Source organism: Microbulbifer variabilis (genome assembly GCF_056232115.1).
On the sequence record NZ_CP174325.1, the window covers coordinates 450,618 to 471,269 of the forward strand.

Here is a 20,652-nt window from a genome sequence, read left to right on the forward strand (position 1 = left end):
CAGGTCAGTGCTAGGTCAAGACTTCAATGTCGCAGCCTGCTTTGACAGGCGGGTAATCTCAGCCCAGTTCTTCTCGCGTACCAGGCTACTGGATGCCATCCAGGACCCCCCCACACAAACCACATTATTCAGGGCCAGATAGTCCGCTGCATTATCCGGGCTAACTCCTCCGGTTGGGCAGAATCGGACTTCAGCCAGTGGCCCCGCGAGAGATTTCAACATGGGCACACCGCCGGCGGCCTGGGCCGGGAAAAATTTCTGGTACCTATAGCCGCGTTCAAAAAGGCGCATTACCTCGGATGCACTGGCTGCGCCAGGCAACAACGGCACATCGCTACCATCAGCCGCAGCCAGCAATTGCTCTGTAGCTCCGGGGCTAACCATAAAACCGGCTCCGGCATCAGTGGATCGACGCAGGTCATCGCTATTTAATACAGTGCCTGTACCCACATGTGCCTCTGGTAAATGCTTGGCAATTTGCTCCACAGCACCAAACGCAGCCTCTGTGCGCAAAGTCACCTCAAGAACATTCAAACCACCTTCAAGCAGTGCCGTAGCCAAAGGTAGAGCATCTTCAACCTGTTCTATAACCAGCACTGGGACAACGCCAGCAGCCTGCAAAATGTCGGCGATATTCTTCTGCATCAATCAATTCCAATCGTTCGTTAAGGTGCCCAATAGACAGTGACTGGTTTCAGCCCCTGTTTGAGGATACTGCGCACCGGCATTTCCATCTCATCACTGCCTAGTAAAGCCTCACGATAAACTTTGAGTTTTTCTTCACCAGTAATTAGCAGTTTGATATTTTTAGCCTGTAAAATTGCACTCAAAGTCAATGTCATGCGCTCGGTATTTGTACCGGTAACCTCACTCTGCTTAGCGGTAATTGCACTGCATAATTTTTCAGAATCTGGACTCAAAGCATCCTCAAGACCTTGTGCATGGGGAAATAGTGAGGCGGTATGACCATCACTACCCATTCCCAGAATGCAAATATCGAAAGGGCGCGACAGCTCGGCATAAGCGCGCTCGCAATCAGCCTCACCCTGAGCAGCAGTGGCATGTAGATTCTTCATGCCCAACAAAGTGGCTTCCGCCGCATTATTTTGAATTAAACTGTTTTCAATAAATGCCTGGTTACTACCACTGTGGGATTTATCTACCCAGCGTTCATCTACCAGGGCGGCGGTTATCTTTGACCAGGGCAAAGGGCGCTTGGAAAGCTCCCGATAAACCGGTTCAGGAGTACTACCACCAGAAACCAGAAATGTGGCCTGCCCTCGATCTTTTATACCTTTTTGCAGCTCACTGGCGCAGTCGTGAACCAGTGCCTGCACCAGGCGTTCTCGATCTGAGTAAAATTTTTCTTCAGCCATGGAGATTTCCATTTTTTAGAGGAGACATGCCCGCATTTAGCCAGTCATACCCCATAATCATTACTTGGCGTTAAACCAGTGACGGCCACTACGGGCCAGTAATTCACTAGATTCCTTCGGACCCCAGCTACCAGCGATATAATCTTTTGGCTGGTTATTAGTCTCTCGCCAGTGTTCAATAATTGGATCGACCCAAGCCCAGGCTGCTGCCACTTCATCACGGTGAATAAACAGAGCCGAATTATTCGCCGCTGCATCCAGCATCAAACGTTTGTAGGCATCGCTGTGGAAGCTGTCGTAAGTATCCGAAAGAGTTAAATTCAGTTCCGCTGGCTGTAGTTCAGTAGTAAGGCTGTCCATTTTCTTGGCCATTAGCACCAACTTGATGCTCTCTTCGGGCTGCAGGCGAATAACCAGGCGATTGGGAATAACTTTGCCGGCGCTTTCGTCATAGACGTGGTGGGATACGTTTTTGTACTGCACCACAATTTCTGCACAACGTTTTTCCATACGCTTGCCAGTCCGCAAATAGAAAGGCACGCCAGCCCAACGCCAACTATCGATATGCGCCTGGATTGCGACAAATGTTTCCGTGGAACTGACACCGCCTTCCAGTTCATCCAGATATCCAGGCACTTGCTGTCCATCAATGTCACCAGCTATGTACTGTCCACGAACTACATTTTTGTCCACTTCCAATCCGGTAAGTGGGCGCAAGGCTTCCAGCACTTTAATTTTTTCCGCACGGATATTTTTCGCGGACATGGTATTAGGCGATTCCATTGCAATCAGGCACAACAACTGCAACAGGTGGTTTTGCACCATATCGCGTAAGGCTCCGGTTTCGTCATAAAAACCGGCGCGACCTTCGAGACCAACGGTTTCAGAAATACTAATCTGGATATGATCAATGCTCTTGGCATCCCACAAGTGCTCAAACAGTACATTGCTGAAACGCAGCGCCAGCAGGTTTTGTACAGTTTCCTTACCCAGGTAGTGGTCAATGCGGAAAATATTATTTTCCGGGAAGTAACTGGCAATCTTGCTATTAATTTCGTCAGAGGTCTGCGCGTTATAACCCAAGGGTTTCTCAACAACTACTCGGGAGTTTTTGCTAATCAATCCCTTGATAGAGAGGTTTTCACAGCAGGGACCAAATACCGCAGGAGGAATTGCCAGGTAAAAAATACGTACCCGCTCTGGATCTGTACCGAGAATATCTGCCAGATGCTCCCACTGCTCATTGGGAACAGCGATATCCAATGCTATTGGACGCAGCAGTTGGCTAAAGCCATCCCAACTGGAATCACTGTACTCACCTTCACGCAAGTACTGCTTTAGCGCTTGGTGAGCAGTCGTTAAATATTGATCGGCATCTTCCCGGCGGCGACATACGGGAAGAACACGGCAACCATTCACCAGGCTGCCCTCCCTGTATGCGCGGTACAGGGCTGGTATTAACTTGCGCAACGCAAGATCGCCACCGCCACCAAACAACACCATATCAAAAGGGTTAAGCATAAATTTCGCTCTAAGCTCGTATTGCTGCAGTGCCAATAAGCACCGCGTTAATTAGTAAAGAATACTGGCACCGCTCTCTGCACCACTGGCGATCGCGCGCATATTGGCAAAGAGTTCTCGACCCATGCCCCGTGCATTTTCAGACAGATCACACTGTGCAGCTTCACGTGCGGCAAATTCCGCTTCATCCACATGTACCTGCAGAACACCAGCCTCCGAATTCAGCTCGATAATATCGCCATCGCGTACCTTGGCGATGGGGCCACCTTCAACCGCTTCTGGTGACATATGAATAGCTGCAGGTACTTTCCCCGAAGCTCCTGACATGCGCCCATCGGTAACAAGTGCTACTTTAAAACCGCGGTCTTGCAACACCCCCAAGGTCGGAGTTAATTTGTGCAATTCCGGCATGCCATTAGCCTGAGGGCCCTGAAAGCGCACAACCGCAACAAAATCCCGTTCCAACTCACCTGCTTTGAACCTCTCCAACAGTTCATCCTGGTTATGCAGGACAATTGCGGGGGCTTTGACTTTGAGGTGCTGCGGCTTAATCGCCGATACCTTAATCACGCTGCGTCCCAGGTTACCCTCGAGCAACTGCAGGCCACCGTGGTGAGAGAAAGGATCACTAACCGGGCGAATAACGGAAGTATCGCCACTCTCTTCCGCAGTTGGACGCCATACCACACCATCACCCGCATCGTTAAAGAAGGGGTCATTGCAATAGGGTTTGAGTCCGGTGTCGCCCAGTACTGTGTGTACATCGCCGTGCAGGAGCCCCGCGGAGAGCAGCTCACGAATCAGGAATTGCATACCACCAGCCGCAGCAAAGTGGTTGATATCAGCACTGCCATTCGGATACACATGACACAGCAAGGGCACCACTTCAGAGAGATCTGCCATATCCTGCCAGGTCAGCTGAATACCTGCGGCGCGGGCCATAGCTACTAGGTGTAAGGTATGATTGGTAGAGCCGCCTGTAGCCAGAAGGCCAACTACACCATTTACAAAAGCCTTTTCGGTAAGAATTTTAGCGATTGGTGTGTGCTGACTGGGCTCAGTAATTTGGGCTAGCTGCGCCACCGCGGCTTCATTCAGGGCATCACGCAGACCAGTCCCCGGATTAACAAAAGAACTGCCTGGTAACTGCAGCCCCATAATTTCCACTAGCATCTGATTGCTGTTGGCGGTGCCATAGAAAGTACAAGTACCAGCACTGTGATAAGAGGCGCTCTCCGCTTCCAGTAATTCTTCACGACCAACCTTGCCCTCAGCATAGAGCTGACGCACTCGAACTTTTTCTGCATTGGAAAGCCCCGTAGGCATTGGGCCTGCAGGAATAAAAATGGATGGCAAGTGGCCGAAGGCCAGGGCACCTATCACCAGGCCGGGCACAATCTTGTCACAAATGCCGAGGAACATAGCGCCCTCAAATACATCATGGGACAGGGCTACGGCTGTGGACATGGCAATCACATCGCGGGAAAAAAGGCTCAGCTCCATACCCGGGCGCCCCTGGGTGACACCATCACACATGGCGGGCACCCCCCCTGCTACCTGGGCAGTGGCACCATGACGAGCCGCTGCTTCTTTGAGGCGTGCGGGATAGGTACCGTAGGGCTGGTGCGCTGAAAGCATGTCGTTATAGGCGGTTACAATCCCCAGATTAGGGCCTCGCCCTGAGGCGATAAGCTGCTTTTCCTTTTCTGGAGAGGCCGCAATTGCATGGGCCAAATTGCCACACGACAGGTGCGCAGCCGCCCGGCCCTCAATATGCGCTTTTTCAACCTGTGCCAAATATTGGGCACGGGTTTCCTCGCTCCGCCGGGTTATGCGATCGGTAACTGCCTGAACCTTGCTGTGAACCATGACTATTCCGTATTAATTTTGCTTTAACACCGACAAAGGCCCAATTAGCCCAGGTCGTACTCCGGCGATATTTCAACCACCGCTAAACATCCATCCTTGAATAGGCAGTCCAATTGAGGGAGTCCCATCCCAACTATTCGGTTGTAGTGCGGCTGCAGATCTATCACCCGGCAACAGCGCTAAAAGTAAAAAAATCTATTTGCGCCACTGCGATAAAGATTAAAAATTTATTTCATAAAAAAAATAGGTTTGAAACTAAGAGACCAGTTCCTAGCCTCTAAGAGCACCGTTTTACTGAAAACCATCCACTTTCCGACCAAAACTCCACAGCCTGCAATATTCAGCTTGGCCAGCTGGCATGTTAGTTGGGCTATGTGGCAGCCACCTCCTCCCCTGTTCCGGGGTAGAAGCTTTTAACGCCCAGCGAACCTCCAAAACCCACTTAAAGGCAGCCCAACCTTAATTTGCGCCAATTATGTAGTAAAACTACAAAAAAATTCAAGTACTCACACATAGAATTCAGGAGAAAGAGCTAAGTACATTAAAAATGGCGTCATACACCTCTAAAATACCAATCTTAAAGGGAGTAACGGCGAGTTAATCAAAGTCGCTACTATCGACACGGCAGTCAAACTGTAAGAAATTTACACAAACTAAAGGTATTCACAGAGTGAGCCAAAAAAGGCTCTGACACCTGAACGGTGAATGACGGTAAGGCACTGCTAGAATCTTTGCCTGGTGGAGGCAGAGGGCCAACTACTGCCAAACTAGTAACCAGGCAGTCTCAAGGGAGAGTTCCCGCAGGAAGGATCGGTATCAATGAAAGTCACTATCAATGACGTGGCGGAGCGAGCCGGCGTATCGATAAAGACCGTCTCACGGGTCATAAACAATGAACCCTCAGTTCGCTCAAGCACCAGAGCGCGGGTTCTCGAGGTGGTGGAAGCACTGAATTACCGCCCCAACCTGGCTGCACGCAACCTGGCCGGAACACACTCTTACTCAATCGGTTTTATCTACGATAATCCCAACGCTTACTACGTCATCGATATGCAAAATGGCATACTCGATGCGTGTCGGGCACAGGGCTACGAATTGCTGATACACCCCAGCAATGCCCAATCCAGTACCATTCATGAGGAGTTGCGCCGCCTGGTGGAGCAGAGCAGAGTCGCGGGACTGGTGCTAACCCCCCCATTTTCAGAAAGCCAGGAGGTAATCAATACGCTCAAAGCTATGGATGTAGAGTTTGTACGTATTGTCTCATCTCACGGCCACAAAGTGGCGGAAAGTAATTGCATCCTGATCGATGACACCGCCGCCGCTTTTGCAATCACGCAACACCTGCTGGATTTTGGGCACAAACGCGTTGCTTACCTAAGCGGGGGTACTGAGCACTTTTCCACCCAGGGACGCCTGGAGGGCTACAAGAAGGCCCTCCAAAATGCTGGATTACCTTTCGATGAGCAGCTAGTTGAACAGGGGGAATACTCTTTTGATTCCGGCGTAAAAAGTGCCACTAAGCTGTTGCAGTCTGGCGAACCGCCGACAGCAATTTTTGCCGGCAATGATGAGATTGCCGCTGGCGCACTGTTTGCGGCACGCATGCTCAATATTGACGTTCCAGAACAGCTGTCTATTGCCGGTTTTGAGGATAGCCCTTTTTCACGCCAAACATGGCCAAAACTCACCACCGCTCACCAGCCTAACGAGGAAATCGCCCAGCGCGCAGCGGAACTGACCCTGGAGCGTATTCACTTCAAGAGCTGTGAGGAAAAGGGCATAAAAGAAAAGAATGGCGCAAAATCAACTAAGCAGAAAAGCAATACTGGCTGCTACTTCACCCCAAAGCTGGTCGTGCGTGAATCCACTGGAGCCGCTCCGCAAAAAAATGCCAGAAGATGACTCCTCCCAATTCAGCAAACACTGAGGTTACCTGGTAAAAACCTGGTAACCGCCAATCCAGGTTTTCTGTACCTGTATATCTTTATCAAGCAGGATCATGTCAGCTCTACTGCCAAGTGAGATTCTGCCCATATGCAGGCCCAGGAACTGCGCTGGGTAGAGGCTTGCCATGCGCAACCCCTCTTCAATCTTCAAATGACACCAGCGACAAATATTGCGTACTGCACCACTCATATCCAAGTGCGAGCCGGCCAGTTCCCCGGTACTGGAGGTCAGCTTATCTCTCTCCCGAGTCACCACCCGATCAAACAGTGGAAAACTAAGCGCATCACTGCCCACCAAAGGCATCGCATCAGTAACCAATATTAATTTGCCTCGGGGCTTGGCCTTTAAGGCAAGTTTCATTGCTTCGACACAAACGTGATGACCATCGGCGATCAAGCCACACCAGGCCTCATCCCTGATCAAGGCTGTGCCCACCATACCCGGTTCGCGTGAGTGCAGTGGCGACTTGGCGTTATATAGGTGGGTAAACCCTGACGCTCCGGCTTCCAGCGCAGCAAGCGCGGTTTTCCCATCCGAATTGGAGTGCCCCAAGCATACACAGACTCCCATAGATACCAGCCGATGGATATCCTCCACCGGTACGGTTTCCGGAGCCAGGGTAACAACTTTTATTCCCAGGTCGTCGCGTGCATATAGGGCCCATTCGGCATCACTCAGAGGGCGAATAAATGATTGCTCATGGGTGCCTTTTTTAGGCACACTCAGATGTGGCCCCTCAAAATGAATACCGATAACTCCAGGAATTTCCTGCCGAAGGGCCTCGCTGACTGCACTGGCAGCGAGCTGCATTACGTCGAGACGGTCAGTAATCAAGGTGGGGAGAAATGCACTGGTACCAAATTGCGCATGAGCTTTCCCTATTGTTCGCAGTGCCTCGACACCAGGCTCCTGATTAAACAGTACACCACCACCACCGTTAACCTGTATATCCACTAGACCCGGAGCTATCAAGCCGTGGACATACTGGGCGTGTGCTGGCGCAACACCTCCAAGAGAAACAATTCGCCCGTCATCACCGACAACCAGTGCCACGTCCTCAAGGATCTCCTCACCATCAAATAATCGCTCTGCTACCAGGGCAAAACCCACGCTCCCCTCCTCACTTAATCTCCCCACGGCGGGTTTACGGGCAAATTATTACACGGTATGGGTAACTTTCTTCAGCCCCGCGGGTTCATCTGGATTAATACCCCGGCTCACCGCTACATGGGCAACATCAATATAAAAGCGCTGCAATAGTGCCAATGGCGCTACTCGCGGGTGCACACCTTTACTCGGCACATGCAAATTAATCAGGGCACCGCCCCGCCGGATAATGTCATCGATTTGTTCGCTATGGCATCTGAAAGATTCATCTTCAATGGGGACATTCACCACGGTCAATTTATCTTCAACCAAAGTGACAGGGCCATGTAAAAACTCGGCACTGGAGAAAGACTCTGCATGAATGTTGCACACTTCCTTTAGCTTAAGCGCCAATTCACGCGTGATTCCATAGCCGGGCCCCCTGCCGAGTACTACCAGATTTTGCACCGCAGCCAAATCTTCAGGACGCAGCTGGATATCCGCGCGTACGGCAGCCTCCAGAGTATCCGGCAATTTCTCCAGAGCCTCTTTTAAAGCTTGATCTCCAGTCCAGAATGCCACCAACTGCAAAACAGCAGACAGAGTCGCCAGATAACTTTTGGTTGCCGCCACAGCCCTTTCCGGCCCTGCCTTTAAAGGGACCACCTGATCGACAATATCCCCAATCGGCGCCTCCTCATCATTCACCAATGCCACGGTAAAGGCGCCACACTCCTTTGCCATACGTGCCTGGGCAAGGATATCCGGGCTGCGACCCGATTGAGATATCACCAGCACAAGCGCGCCTTCCAACTTCAGCTTTCGCCCATAAACACTGGAAACAGAGGGTGCCGCAGCAAAGGTAGGCGTCCCCGTTTCAATTTCAATCAGATACTTAGCAAAAACGCCGGCATGATCGGAGGACCCGCGTCCCACAATCATGACAAAGCGCGGGGGCTGCGCGCGCAGGCGTTCACCGAGGTACGCCATAATCCCTGCATTATTCTGTAGCTGCTCAGCAATTCTTGCCGGAGCCTCCCGAGCCTCGACTTCCATTAAGGTGGTAGCCATGCCGAACTCCACTCGCGATGATATTTTTGCGCGGCTTTGCGCCTTGCACAGGACAAAAAAACAGTGCTGCAACAACTAGTCTAAATGCTGGCCACACACAGGCCATACCTAATTAGCACTATGGTTTGCCATTAGCATATACCCCTGCCAGCAAGGTGCTGTATTCACTGTATGCACAATCTTTAAGGCGCCACATCACAGGCCAATAGTTCATCATCTATGCTTGGGATTGACCCATCGGCAGCGGCCGAACAATTTCCACAGGAAAGAGTCGATGGCAAAGCCAGCTGGTACGCCAACATTTGTTTTCTGGCGCAATGTCGCGCTAATTGTCACCCTTCTATTAATCAGTAGCTGCTCCAGTATTCAATTTGTCTACAACAACGTCGATTACTGGATACGCTGGAAGGCTAACGACTACGTTAATCTGGACAGGATACAGAAAGGCGAACTTCAAGCTGCATTACAAAGCTTCTTTCGGTGGCACCGGCAAACACAGCTACCCCGCTACGCCGATTTCCTCACCAATCTGGCAGACAGAGTTGATGAGGGCGGTTTGGAGAATCCTCAGTTGGAGCCTGTGGAGAAACAGGTTGAGCTGTTCCTAAATTCTGCCAGCGAAAATGCTTACAACTTACTATTGCCTATTGCCGCGCAGCTCAATGATGAGCAAGTTGATGAATTACAAGGCAATCTTCTGAAAGAAGATCAAAAAAAACTGAAGAAATGGCAGCAATCCCCAGAAAAAATCCGGCGTAAACGGGACAAGCAGATCCGCAAGGAAAGCGTCCGGTGGCTTGGCAGCCTGACAGAAGAACAAAAAAACCTGATTGCGGCTATGGTATCCAAGATGGAATACAACCCCATGCAACGCAGTGAGCAAAGGCTACTCTGGCAAGCAAAAGCCATGGAGTTATTGCGAACAAAGCCGACGGATTATCTGGACAAACTGCGTAGCCTACTCCTGAATCCAGAGCAGCTCTGGTCGCCACAATATCAACAGGCACAAGAGAAACGCAAACAGCAAGCACGTGAGTTGGCCAAGCAAATATTATTAAGTACCAGCCCAGCGCAAAGAAGTCACCTCAGCAATACATTGAGAGAATATGCACAAGACTTCCGCACCCTCGCCAGTCAATAGCATCCCCCCCTAATTACAGCCCCAATTCCTAGAACCAAAGTAGATTCAAAAGAAACTATTCATTCTGTGCCTAAACAGGGCTGACGAATCTGCATATAGGCTGCTAAGCTCGCCAACTCCAGTGACCTGCCAGGGGAAATTACGTGCATATTGAATCCGCTAATAGCGCCCAACTTACGGAATGGGAAAAGGAATTAAGCGCCCACTACGAACGCATTTGCCAACATGAACTGAACTTGGATATTACCCGGGGCAAACCTTCAGCGGAGCAACTGAACTTATCCGATAAGCTTGATGGGATTCTCTCTGCCGATTACCGTGCCGCCGATGGCACTGACACTCGTAATTATGGTGGCCTGATTGGCCTCACCTGTGCGCGTGAGCTGGGTGCTGACATGTTGCAGGTACCCACAGAGGAGGTTATCGCCTGTGGTAACAGTTCCCTCACTCTGATGTATCACGCAGTTATGACCGGCTACCTATTCGGCTTTGCCGGCACCACTCCCTGGAGGGAACTAAAAGAGCCCAAATTTCTATGCCCAGTACCTGGCTACGATCGTCACTTTACAATTTGTGAGCAACTTGGCATTGGCATGATTAATATCCCCATGGGGGAGGGAGGGCCCGATATGGATGCCGTGGAAAAACATGTCAAGGAAAATGGCGATATAATCGGCATCTGGTGCGTTCCCAAGTACTCCAACCCCACAGGCATTACTTACAGCCCAGAAACCGTCGAGCGCTTGGCACAATTGGGACATACGGCAAACCCTGGTTTTCGTATTTTCTGGGACAATGCCTATTCAGTGCACGATCTCGGTCACTATGTGGGCCTCCCCAGCATCCGTTCTGCAACTCTGGAAAATGACACCGTAGATTCTGTATTGCAGTTTGCTTCCACCTCCAAAGTGACCCACGCGGGATCTGGGGTCGCGTTTGTCAGTGCGAGTAGCGCCAACCTGGATTCTTTAAAACAGCAGATGCAGGCTATGACTATCGGCCCAGACAAGGTAAATCAGCTACGCCACTCCCGATTTTTTGCCGAGCACACGACCTTAAAAGACCATATGCATAAACATGCTGATATTCTCAAACCTAAGTTTGAGTGTGTGCTGGAACACCTGCAAAATGGACTCGGCGATACTGACCTTGGTCGATGGGAAAAGCCCGAGGGTGGTTACTTTGTTTCTTTCAATACCCGCCCGGGTTGTGCAAAAGCGGTGGTAAAACTGGCTGCCGATGCCGGAGTCAAACTTACACCAGCAGGCGCCACCTTCCCCTACGGAAAGGATCCTGAAGACAGCAATATCCGTATTGCACCAAGCTTCCCCCCTCTGGACGAACTCGACACCGCCATGGCTGTATTTGTTCTCTGTGTAAAACTTGCGAGCATACGACAACAGTTGCAGAAACTGGCTTAACCCTTAAATACAGCTACGTAGAAAATACCAATAAAAAGGCGGCCAATAGGGCCGCCTTTTTATTGAGGAATTAAATCAGCTAGCCAAATATCGTTTAGCGAATTTCTCGTCAGCCAAATGAAGGTCCACCACCACAAGTCCATCAACAGAATCACAGAATTCCGGGTCAATATTGAAAGCGTGAAAACTGGTTCCGCCCGGTTTGGTCAAGGCAGCATATTTTTTAAAAAGAGGTGGCAAAACCACCCCCTCTTCACGTAGCACCTGCTTTAGCTGGCGCATGTCCAAAACAGAATCCCCCGAAAGATCAGGCAGGGGTTCACCAGCCTGTAAGAAAGGCAATCGAGCATCACCGAGAGGATTCTCTGGGGAAAAATAATGGGAAAAATAGCGCACAATTGCGGACTTGGCACGCACCGAAAATGTTCCCGGCATTGATACCGGTCCGAAAAGATAACGCACTTTACTGCGCAACACCCACTGGCCGATCGCGGTCCAAAGTAAATCGAGGCCGCGCCCGCGCCAATATTGAGGTAGCAGAAAACTGCGTCCCAACTCTGCCGACCCAGGCAGGCATTGACTGGGTGGCAGAGGGTAATTGAACAGAGTGCTGCTATAAATTTCACTCTCGCCCAGAGACTCTGTACTTGCTATGCGATAGGCCCCTGCAATTACCTGATACTCATGGTCCCATAAAAGCAGATGATCGTAGTGAGCATCAAAGCAATCCCAATCCCGGCTTTGCCCCGTACCCTCACCCACGGAACGGAAAGCTACCTCACGCACCCTTGCCAACTCTCGCATCACTGGACAATCTGCCCTCTGCCGGTAAAGACGTACAGAAAACGCTCCCTGTTCGGCCAACACCTCACAGTTATCAATTACATGCGCCACCTCCGACTGAGATTCAGCCGGCGCAATCAATTCTGGACCAAGAGGTGCCGGCGAACTCTGCAGTTTGTAAACATGCTTTCGCCAAAGTGCCGCCTGGGCCCGAGGGGTCAGCGGCCAGCTGCGGAAATGCTCCGCCTCAAGCGGATGGCCAATCCGTATATCAATACCGCGTCTCTCCTGCTTAAACATCTCCCGGATCAACCAGAGTGTTGAAAGAGGTTTATTCAGCATGGACAGACCGTAAAACCACCAGGAATTTCTGCCGAGCACCTGTACAGGAAGAATTGGAGCATTGACTCTTTCTGCGAAGCGCACGAAGCCCGGATTCCACCGACCGTCACGCACCCCCTGCGGGCTAAAGCGCGATACTTCCCCGGCGGGAAAAATAATAATCGCCCCCCCTTCTTCCAGGTATTCATAAATTCCCTGCACATCTGCACGGCGGGTGCGTCCACGGAAATTATCCACAGGCAGGAAATAGGGGCGTAACGGTTTTATATTCCACAGCAACTGACTTGCCACCGCACGGACATCCTTGCGCACCCGGGCCACCATATCAATCAGAGCGAGCCCATCGAGACTGCCCAGCGGGTGGTTGGCTACGATAACCAGCGGTCCATTGACCGGAATCCTTTCCAGCTCAGAGGGATTCAGTTCATAGCGAAAATCCAATTCACTAAAGAGCTGCCGAATAAAATCAAGCCCTCCCAGATGTGGATAGTTTCGACCAAACTCCACAATCCGCTCTTCACAACAGATTTTTTTCAGAGTTGCGGAGACAATTTTACGGGTTGGTTTTTGCGGCGCAGCGCTATACCAAGCATTTTTTTGTAGGAGTGCTTCCAATTGGATCATGCTGCCACCACCTCCGTCATTATGCTGGCAATTTTTGGTGCCCTGTACCAGTGCAACAACTCCAAGCTACCGTCGTGCTGTTCAATCACCGCGCTCATAGAGTCAACCCAGTCACCACAATTGGCATAAGTCACAATGCCCTCCCCGATCTTTTTTTCCCGTAGCGCGGGGCGATGGATATGTCCACAAATCACACCATCCACGCCACGATTTACCGCTGATATCGCGGCAATATCTTCGAAGTCGCTCATCATTTGCCTAGCCGCACCCACCCGGTTTTTTATCTGGCTGGCCAGGGACCACCAAGGCTTATCGAAGCGGCTGCGCCAGTAATTTATCCAACGATTAAAACGCAGCATCAGGTAATAACTGCGATCCCCAATGTGATAGCTCACCGGGTGCATTTTTATATGGTGTTCAAATTGATCCCCATGAGTGACCCAGTAACGGCGACCATTACAGGCCGTATGTACCCAGTCACGCTCTATACGGATATTGCCGAGGCGCTTACCTGACCAGCTGCGCATGGGTGCATCGTGGTTTCCGGGGATATAAATCACTTCCGGAATCTCATTACTCAACTCAGAGAGCATCCCCAATAACATGCTGGATGCCTGACACCAGGTGCCTCGCCCTTGGGACAGGGCATGCATATCAAAAATATCACCCACCAGATAAACCGTTTCGGCTCGATTTTGCGCCAGGAAATCCGCCAAACGATGGGGCTCACTGTCTCTACTACCCAAATGGACATCGGATATCCACAGCGCGCGGTAGCGATTGCTCATAGAAAGGTTCCAGCATTTGACCAGTTATTAGCTGCGATCAATTGCCTCTACCAACAGAATGGGAGTGAACTTCAGCTCATTTCCACTCAGCCAGGATTGCAGGCGATAGTTCGCAAGCTGCGATCAAGCAATGGAAATAAGGTCGCTGATCGCCCTGGCAATCACTTTGCAGCGATTTGATGACAGTCACGAGGATTTTTATTGAAGCTTATATTGCAGTGAAACCCGCTAGACTGCGAGGGCTTTAGGCGCCCGAATCAGCCTGGCCCAAGGCCCGCTGACTCGGTAAAAGGAGGGAAGATTATTCGGTGTCCTGGGGATGACGAATGGGCGGCGCAAAGGGGAATTTTGCAACTTTATCGCCTTTAACCTCGACAATTTTACCAGTTCCCTCTTTCTCCACTTCATCGATACGCACAATACTGTGCATCGGGATATAGGAGCGAGTTACCGAAGCAAATTCTGTTTTCAGCTTTTCTTCACTGGGGTCTACAACCAGCTGGGCCTTCTCCCCAAATACAAACTCTTCGACTTCGATAAAGCCGTACATATCACTCTGATAAATAGCCCGGGCATAGAGTTCATACACCTGGCTCTGGTTGTGGAAAATCACTTTATATATCGGGTTGGCCATAAGTTTCTCAGGATGGGGAATACCCCGAAGCTCGAAATTGTTCAGAAAGCGGGCAAAGCCCGAAAAAGCGCGCAAGAATAGCACAGGTTCTCAAGGGCTAATATAGCCATCTATGCAGTGCCTGGTCCTGTCGCTATAATGCCCCACCCGTTTAATTGACCAGTTTTTAATCAGGCACAATATGTCCGATACACCGGCTAAAAAGCTATACATCAAAACCCACGGCTGCCAAATGAATGAGTACGATTCCGCCAGGATGCGCGATCTGCTCGGCGAGTCACACGCCATGGTACCCACCGACGACCCTGAAGAGGCGGATGTGCTACTGGTCAATACCTGTTCTATTCGCGAGAAAGCCCAGGAAAAACTATTCCACCAGCTGGGTCGCTGGAGACGCCTCAAGGAAAAAAACCCCGAGCTGGTTATCGGCGTCGGAGGCTGTGTGGCCAGCCAGGAAGGCGAGGCAATCGCCAAGCGTGCGCCCTATGTCGACCTGATTTTCGGTCCGCAAACCCTGCATCGCCTGCCAGAGATGATGGAAACCAAAGAGCAGAAAAATGGCGTGGTCGTCGTAGATATCAGTTTCCCTGAAATCGAGAAATTTGACCGACTGCCCCAACCAGAAGCTGACGGCGCTACCGCCTTCGTCTCTATTATGGAAGGTTGTTCCAAGTACTGCACCTTCTGTGTGGTTCCCTATACCCGCGGAGAGGAAGTGAGCCGTCCAGTTACCGATGTACTGGAAGAGATTGCGCACCTGGCGGACCAGGGAGTACGCGAAGTCAACCTGCTGGGCCAGAATGTAAATGCCTATCGCGCCACTGGTGAAGACGGTCACGAGGTAGATTTTGCCGAGCTAATTACTTATGTAGCGGCAATCGATGGTATCGACCGTATTCGCTACACAACATCACACCCGGTTGAGTTCTCCGATGCCCTGATCGATGTGTATGCGCAGGTACCAGAACTGGTTAGCCACCTCCACCTTCCGGTGCAAAGTGGCTCAGACCGTATCCTAATGGCCATGAAACGCGGCCACACAGCTTTAGAATACAAGTCCAAGATCCGCCGCCTGAAAAAGATACGCCCAGATATCTGCCTGTCTTCTGACTTTATTGTCGGCTTCCCTGGTGAAACCGACAGGGACTTCGAAGCCACCATGAACCTGATCCAGGAGGTAGGCTTCGATATTTCCTTTAGCTTCATCTACTCTCCGCGCCCGGGTACGCCGGCAGCAGACTTGCCGGACGACACTCCAGAAGACCTGAAGAAAGAGCGCCTGCAGCTGCTGCAAAACCGTATCAACCAACAAGCCGCAGCCATCGCCCGGCGTATGGTGGGCAATACTGAGCGGGTTCTGGTCACTGGCGTCTCCAAGAAAGACCCGGGACAATTACAAGGGCGCACGGAAAATAACCGTGTAGTCAATTTCCGTGCCGATAACTTGGCATTGATCGGTAAGTTTGCCGATGTGGTAATCGAGGAGGCCTTGCCTAACTCATTACGTGGCACACTGGTCACTTCAGAATTGGAAGAGGCTCTGTTCTAAGCCACTACAGACAGCCTTACCATCGGCAAGATGCTTTTTAAAAACACATCTTGCCGCCAAACTGCCCCTTATAACCTGGCTAAATTACAAGACGTAATTAAAATCAGGTAAAGTTAGAACCTATTGGTAGCACTCAAGACTTTCCCATACGGGGAAAATGGGTATACCCTAGCAATGAACCCTACAGATTAAGGTGCCGGAAACCAATTTGGAAACTCATACCCTAGCTCACAGCATTACTCTCGAACCCAACGACGCCCGCCGTCTCGCAAATCTCTGCGGCCAATTTGACCAACATCTACGCCAAATTGAACAACGACTGGATATTGAGATCCGCAATCGTGGCAACCAATTTGCCATCTATGGCGAACCTAAGCCTGCCAAGGCTGCAGGTGAACTGCTGAGCTTTCTCTACAAGGAAACCGACTCCCAAAACCACCTTACGCCCGATGAGATTCACTTGGCCCTGCAGCAGGCAGGCGTCGAGGAACTGCTCAATAAAGGCGATGAGGAAGGTTCCTCAGAAGTCGACCAAGTAGTCTTAATTCGCACTAAGAAGTGTTCCGTGCGCCCGCGCGGGCTGAATCAACGCAAGTATGTGCATGCCGTTCAGTCCAATGATATCAATTTCGGCATAGGCCCAGCTGGCACCGGCAAGACCTACCTGGCAGTGGCCTGCGCAGTTGAGGCCCTGCTCAAGGACCAGGTAGAGCGCATTCTGCTGGTGCGCCCGGCGGTGGAAGCCGGGGAAAAACTGGGTTTTCTGCCTGGCGATTTAAGCCAGAAGGTAGACCCTTACTTGCGCCCCCTGTACGACGCTCTCTACGAGATGCTCGGCTTTGAGACGGTTGGCAAGCTTATCGAACGCAATGTGATCGAAGTAGCACCACTGGCCTATATGCGGGGACGCACCCTGAATAATGCCTTTGTCATTCTTGACGAAAGCCAGAACACCACTCGCGAGCAGATGAAGATGTTCCTGACGCGAATTGGTTTCGGTTCCACCGCAGTAATCACAGGGGACCCCAGCCAGGTAGACCTGCCCCGCGGTCAGGCATCGGGCCTGCGCCACGCTGTTGAAGTGCTCGGCAAAGTCAACGGTATCAGCTTTACTCATTTCGGCGCCAAAGACGTGGTACGCCACCCACTGGTTCAGCGTATTGTGGAAGCTTACGATATCCATGAGGCTGATCGGGAAATGGACGTCTCCAACAAGGCTGGCGAGAATGCCGCCTGAGGTTTCGTCGTACCCATATGATTGATTTAACTCTCGATGTACAGCGGGTCAGCCGCTGTACAGGCCTGCCCTCCGATGAAGATATTCGCGCCTGGATAATCACGGCACTGACCGACCACCGTGAAGAAGCGGAACTCGCTGTGCGTATTGTCGACGAAGAGGAAAGCCAGCAGCTCAACAGCCAGTATCGAGGTAAGGATAAACCGACCAACGTCTTATCCTTTCATACCGACTTTCCAGCGGAGCTGAATCTCCCCTTGTTGGGAGACCTTGTGATCTGTGCACCAGTTGTACAAATGGAAGCGGACCAACAAGGCAAATCGATCTCGGCGCACTGGGCACATATGCTGGTCCATGGCACACTGCACCTTCTGGGCTATGACCATATAGAAGACGCCGAGGCCGAGGTTATGGAACAGCTGGAGACAAAACTATTGACAGGGCTAGGCTATGCCGACCCCTATGCCCCTTTGGAAGAGGCGGGGTAACTACCCAGGCCCAGCCAAAGTTACCGATTAACTGTAATTAATTAGCAAGAGACGAGAGATACCCGGAGCATGGCCACTTCCATGACCACTGACGAGCCCCCAAGTAGTCACTCTTCAAACAAACCCCGATCGAGTGAAAAAAACTGGCTGGAAAAATTGTTCAGCGCATTTTCTGCTGAGCCAAAATCCCGCGACGAATTGCTGGATATTATTAAAGACGCAGCTGACAACCAGCTGGTCGATGCTGAGGCACTATCCATCATTGAGGGTGCCCTGGACGTTTCCAGCCAGCAGGTTCGGGAGATCATGATTCCCCGCTCGCAAATGGTGGTGGTGGGACTGGAGGACAAGCCTGAAACATTCTTGCCCAAAATTATTGAGTCAGGCCACTCCCGCTTCCCGGTTGTCGGTGAAAGCATTGACGATATCCGCGGAATTCTTCTGGCCAAGGACCTGCTGCCTTTACTCCTCAAAGGCGTCGGCGAATTCCAGCTCGAAGATATTATTCGCCCCGCCAATATTATTCCCGAAAGTAAACGCCTAAATATCCTGCTGCGCGAATTCCGCGAGAACCGGTACCATATGGCGGTCGTGATCGACGAATATGGCGGAGTCTCCGGCGTTGTCACGATTGAAGATATTCTTGAGGAAATTGTCGGTGAAATCGAAGATGAAACCGACGAAGAAGAAGCAGACAGCTTTATCCGTCGGGTTGGCGACAATGACTATATCGTTAAAGCGCTTACCCCTATTGAAGAGTTCAATGAATTTTTCGAATGCGAATTTAGCGATGAAGAATTCGATACGGTTGGCGGTTTGATTATGCAATCTTTCGGTCATTTACCTGGCCGCGATGAGGTCACCCGTTTAGGCGACTTTATGTTCCGGGTACTTTATGCAGACAGCCGACAGATCCACCTACTGCGCGTAGCGCATATGCGCAAACCACCAGAAGAGGACTGACCCAGGACGCGACTCCTCGCAGACCACCGCCGGGAGAGGGCCAAAGACTGCGCTCCCCGCTCTGTGTTGGGGGTAGAGAGATTCGATCCGCTGGCACTTGTGTCCGGCATCAGCTAAGCGAATTTATGCGAAGATTACTTTTTCCTATCACCAGCGCCGCTGCCGGCGGCTTAATGACACTGTCGTTCGCCCCGTTTAATTACTGGGTATGCGGACTGCTGTCCCTGACCCTGCTTGCATGGGTTTACCTGCAAGCATCAGGGGGAAAGGTAATAAAGGGGCGTCGCGCCCTGTGGCTGGCGTTCTGTTTTGGCCTGGGGCTGTTTGCCAGCGGGGGCTCCTGGGTTTACGTTTCTATTACAAACTTCGGTAACGCCGCCCCCCCATTAGGAGCGGCCCTTACCGGTGGATTCGTTGCCCTGATGGCGGCATTGCTGGCCGCTCCCTTCTATTTCCTTGGCCGTTTTACCGATAACAAATTCAGCTTTGCCCTGGCCTTTGCCGCCCTCTGGTTTATCAGCGAGTGGTTCCGCAGCTGGATGTTCACCGGATTTCCCTGGTTATTCTCTGGTTATGCACATCTGGAAACCTGGTTGTCGGGCTGGGCCCCGGTACTGAGTGTTTACGGCGTCGGTTTAATACTCGCGTTCAGCGCAGCAGTACTCGCCCTGGCAGTCAGTGGTCGTTTGGTGCCTCTCAAACAACGCAGCCATATAGCATTGCTCGGTGCCGCGCTAATTACCTGGCCAATAGGTGCCACCCTGGCCAATGTAGAATGGACTCGCCCTGAAGGCGGAATTATCACAGTCGGCCTGGTGCAGGCGAATATTCCACAGGAAAAGAAGTGGTTGCCCGAGTTTCGCGGTGAAACCATCAGCCGCTATCAAGACGGCACCCGTGCCCTGAGTGACAAAGATGTGGATGTGATTATCTGGCCTGAAGCCGCACTGCCCATGCTCTATGGCCAAGCTCCAAATCTAATGCGGGCATTACAGCGCAATGCAGAAAAAACCGGAATCGACCTGATCAGTGGAATTCTCTTTGACAGACGCGACCCTGACCAGAGTGGCAATGTCATACACAACTCAGCTGCAGTATATGGCCGGAACCCCAGTGTCTACCATAAACGTCACTTGGTACCTTTTGGTGAGTATGTCCCCCTGGAAGATTTTATCCGGGGTACCATCGAGTTTTTTAATTTGCCCACTTCCTTCATTAGCTCAGGGCCTGATGAGCAAAGCCCACTGAATGCCGGAGGGGCCAGCTGGGCACCATTAATTTGCTATGAGATCGTTTACCCACGTCTGGTAGCCAGTAGCGCCCTTTCCGCTCAGGTGCTACTCACCATTAGCAACGACGCCTGGTTTGGTGATTCCATCGGCCCATTGCAGCATATGCAAATGGCACAGATGCGAGCCCTGGAAACTGGTCGCTATCTGGTACGCGGCACCAATACCGGAATGACGGCAATAGTGAACCCCCGCGGGCAGATCCTTGAGCAGTTGCCACAATTTGAGCAAGCCAATATGACCGGTGACATTCGTGCCATGCGCGGCTCCACCCCATTTATGCTGACCGGGATCTCTATCGTATTTGCCCTGGCTTTGCCAATGTTGGCCTTGGCAATCATTCTACGTCGTAAGAAGGTCGTTAAGACCGGTAGCCCTATCACCGGTGAGGCCACTGACCAGTAAACCGACCCCAAATTCACTCTCTCAATCCCACGCCCAGATATTCTTCCTGGGCCAGGACCAACCCTACGGCCGCCAGCAGCACCGGGCTGCTATGCTGCATTCAAATTACCGGTAA

17 protein-coding genes are annotated in these 20,652 nt (G+C 51.4%); 8 read left to right on the forward strand and 9 right to left on the reverse strand.

What is annotated here, in order from left to right; all coding sequences use genetic code 11:
• Positions 1-15: 15 nt before the first annotated feature.
• Genes ACJJI7_RS01970 through edd form a run of 4 tightly spaced genes read right to left on the reverse strand, consistent with a single transcriptional unit; the run spans position 16 to position 4,766 of the window.
• A complete protein-coding gene (locus tag ACJJI7_RS01970; RefSeq protein WP_444901066.1) occupies positions 16-645 on the reverse strand; it encodes a bifunctional 4-hydroxy-2-oxoglutarate aldolase/2-dehydro-3-deoxy-phosphogluconate aldolase in 630 nt (209 codons plus the stop codon).
• A gap of 20 nt (positions 646-665) precedes the next feature.
• Entirely contained in the window at positions 666-1,376 is a 711-nt protein-coding gene (gene pgl / locus ACJJI7_RS01975) for a 6-phosphogluconolactonase (protein ID WP_282952599.1), read from the reverse strand.
• A 60-nt stretch (positions 1,377-1,436) separates the two neighbouring features.
• Entirely contained in the window at positions 1,437-2,897 is a 1,461-nt protein-coding gene (zwf, locus tag ACJJI7_RS01980) for a glucose-6-phosphate dehydrogenase (RefSeq protein WP_020412529.1), read from the reverse strand.
• 51 nt (positions 2,898-2,948) lie between these two features.
• A complete protein-coding gene (edd, locus tag ACJJI7_RS01985) occupies positions 2,949-4,766 on the reverse strand; it encodes a phosphogluconate dehydratase (RefSeq protein WP_020412528.1) in 1,818 nt (605 codons plus the stop codon).
• An 819-nt stretch (positions 4,767-5,585) separates the two neighbouring features.
• Between edd and ACJJI7_RS01990 the strand changes: the two genes are divergently transcribed.
• On the forward strand, positions 5,586-6,671 hold the full coding sequence (locus ACJJI7_RS01990) for a LacI family DNA-binding transcriptional regulator (protein ID WP_444901065.1): 1,086 nt from the start codon (positions 5,586-5,588) through the stop codon (positions 6,669-6,671).
• A gap of 27 nt (positions 6,672-6,698) precedes the next feature.
• On the opposite strand, the gene nagA is transcribed toward ACJJI7_RS01990, so the two are convergent.
• Both nagA and nagB-II read right to left on the reverse strand, forming a co-directional pair.
• Positions 6,699-7,826: an N-acetylglucosamine-6-phosphate deacetylase gene (gene nagA, locus ACJJI7_RS01995; RefSeq protein ID WP_282952595.1), complete on the reverse strand. Its 1,128-nt coding sequence runs from the start codon at positions 7,824-7,826 to the stop codon at positions 6,699-6,701.
• Between the two features lie 48 nt (positions 7,827-7,874).
• Positions 7,875-8,873, reverse strand: a complete 999-nt coding sequence (gene nagB-II, locus ACJJI7_RS02000; RefSeq protein ID WP_020412525.1) for a glucosamine-6-phosphate deaminase NagB-II — start codon at positions 8,871-8,873, stop codon at positions 7,875-7,877.
• A 274-nt stretch (positions 8,874-9,147) separates the two neighbouring features.
• Between nagB-II and ACJJI7_RS02005 the strand changes: the two genes are divergently transcribed.
• Both ACJJI7_RS02005 and ACJJI7_RS02010 read left to right on the forward strand, forming a co-directional pair.
• Positions 9,148-10,014, forward strand: coding sequence for a DUF6279 family lipoprotein (locus ACJJI7_RS02005; RefSeq protein ID WP_020412524.1), 867 nt, complete (start codon positions 9,148-9,150; stop codon positions 10,012-10,014).
• 143 nt (positions 10,015-10,157) lie between these two features.
• On the forward strand, positions 10,158-11,435 hold the full coding sequence (locus tag ACJJI7_RS02010) for an aspartate aminotransferase type Ic (protein ID WP_444901064.1): 1,278 nt from the start codon (positions 10,158-10,160) through the stop codon (positions 11,433-11,435).
• Between the two features lie 75 nt (positions 11,436-11,510).
• On the opposite strand, the gene olsF is transcribed toward ACJJI7_RS02010, so the two are convergent.
• The 3 genes from olsF to ACJJI7_RS02025 all read right to left on the reverse strand — a co-directional run bounded on the left by olsF (position 11,511) and on the right by ACJJI7_RS02025 (position 14,606).
• Positions 11,511-13,184, reverse strand: a complete 1,674-nt coding sequence (olsF, locus tag ACJJI7_RS02015) for a bifunctional ornithine lipid synthase OlsF (protein WP_353376001.1) — start codon at positions 13,182-13,184, stop codon at positions 11,511-11,513.
• Positions 13,181-13,972 carry a UDP-2,3-diacylglucosamine diphosphatase gene (locus tag ACJJI7_RS02020; protein WP_444901063.1) on the reverse strand — a complete coding sequence of 264 codons (792 nt, stop codon included), beginning with the start codon at positions 13,970-13,972 and terminating at the stop codon, positions 13,181-13,183. Before ACJJI7_RS02020 ends, olsF begins: the two co-directional genes overlap by 4 nt.
• Positions 13,973-14,273: 301 nt before the next feature.
• Positions 14,274-14,606 carry a DUF1820 family protein gene (locus tag ACJJI7_RS02025; RefSeq protein ID WP_211214910.1) on the reverse strand — a complete coding sequence of 111 codons (333 nt, stop codon included), beginning with the start codon at positions 14,604-14,606 and terminating at the stop codon, positions 14,274-14,276.
• Between the two features lie 181 nt (positions 14,607-14,787).
• Here ACJJI7_RS02025 and miaB point away from each other — a divergent pair, with 181 nt between their 5' ends.
• From miaB to lnt, 5 genes are all read left to right on the forward strand, one after another.
• A complete protein-coding gene (gene miaB, locus ACJJI7_RS02030) occupies positions 14,788-16,155 on the forward strand; it encodes a tRNA (N6-isopentenyl adenosine(37)-C2)-methylthiotransferase MiaB (protein ID WP_020412518.1) in 1,368 nt (455 codons plus the stop codon).
• Between the two features lie 208 nt (positions 16,156-16,363).
• Entirely contained in the window at positions 16,364-17,392 is a 1,029-nt protein-coding gene (locus ACJJI7_RS02035) for a PhoH family protein (RefSeq protein WP_026304992.1), read from the forward strand.
• A 17-nt stretch (positions 17,393-17,409) separates the two neighbouring features.
• On the forward strand, positions 17,410-17,880 hold the full coding sequence (gene ybeY, locus ACJJI7_RS02040; RefSeq protein WP_020412516.1) for an rRNA maturation RNase YbeY: 471 nt from the start codon (positions 17,410-17,412) through the stop codon (positions 17,878-17,880).
• Positions 17,881-17,949: 69 nt separating this feature from the next.
• Positions 17,950-18,843 carry a CorC family transporter gene (locus ACJJI7_RS02045; RefSeq protein WP_020412515.1) on the forward strand — a complete coding sequence of 298 codons (894 nt, stop codon included), beginning with the start codon at positions 17,950-17,952 and terminating at the stop codon, positions 18,841-18,843.
• A gap of 125 nt (positions 18,844-18,968) precedes the next feature.
• The gene (gene lnt / locus ACJJI7_RS02050; protein ID WP_444901062.1) at positions 18,969-20,537 is read left to right on the forward strand and encodes an apolipoprotein N-acyltransferase; all 1,569 of its coding nucleotides are present in this window, start codon (positions 18,969-18,971) and stop codon (positions 20,535-20,537) included.
• Positions 20,538-20,652 lie beyond the last annotated feature (115 nt).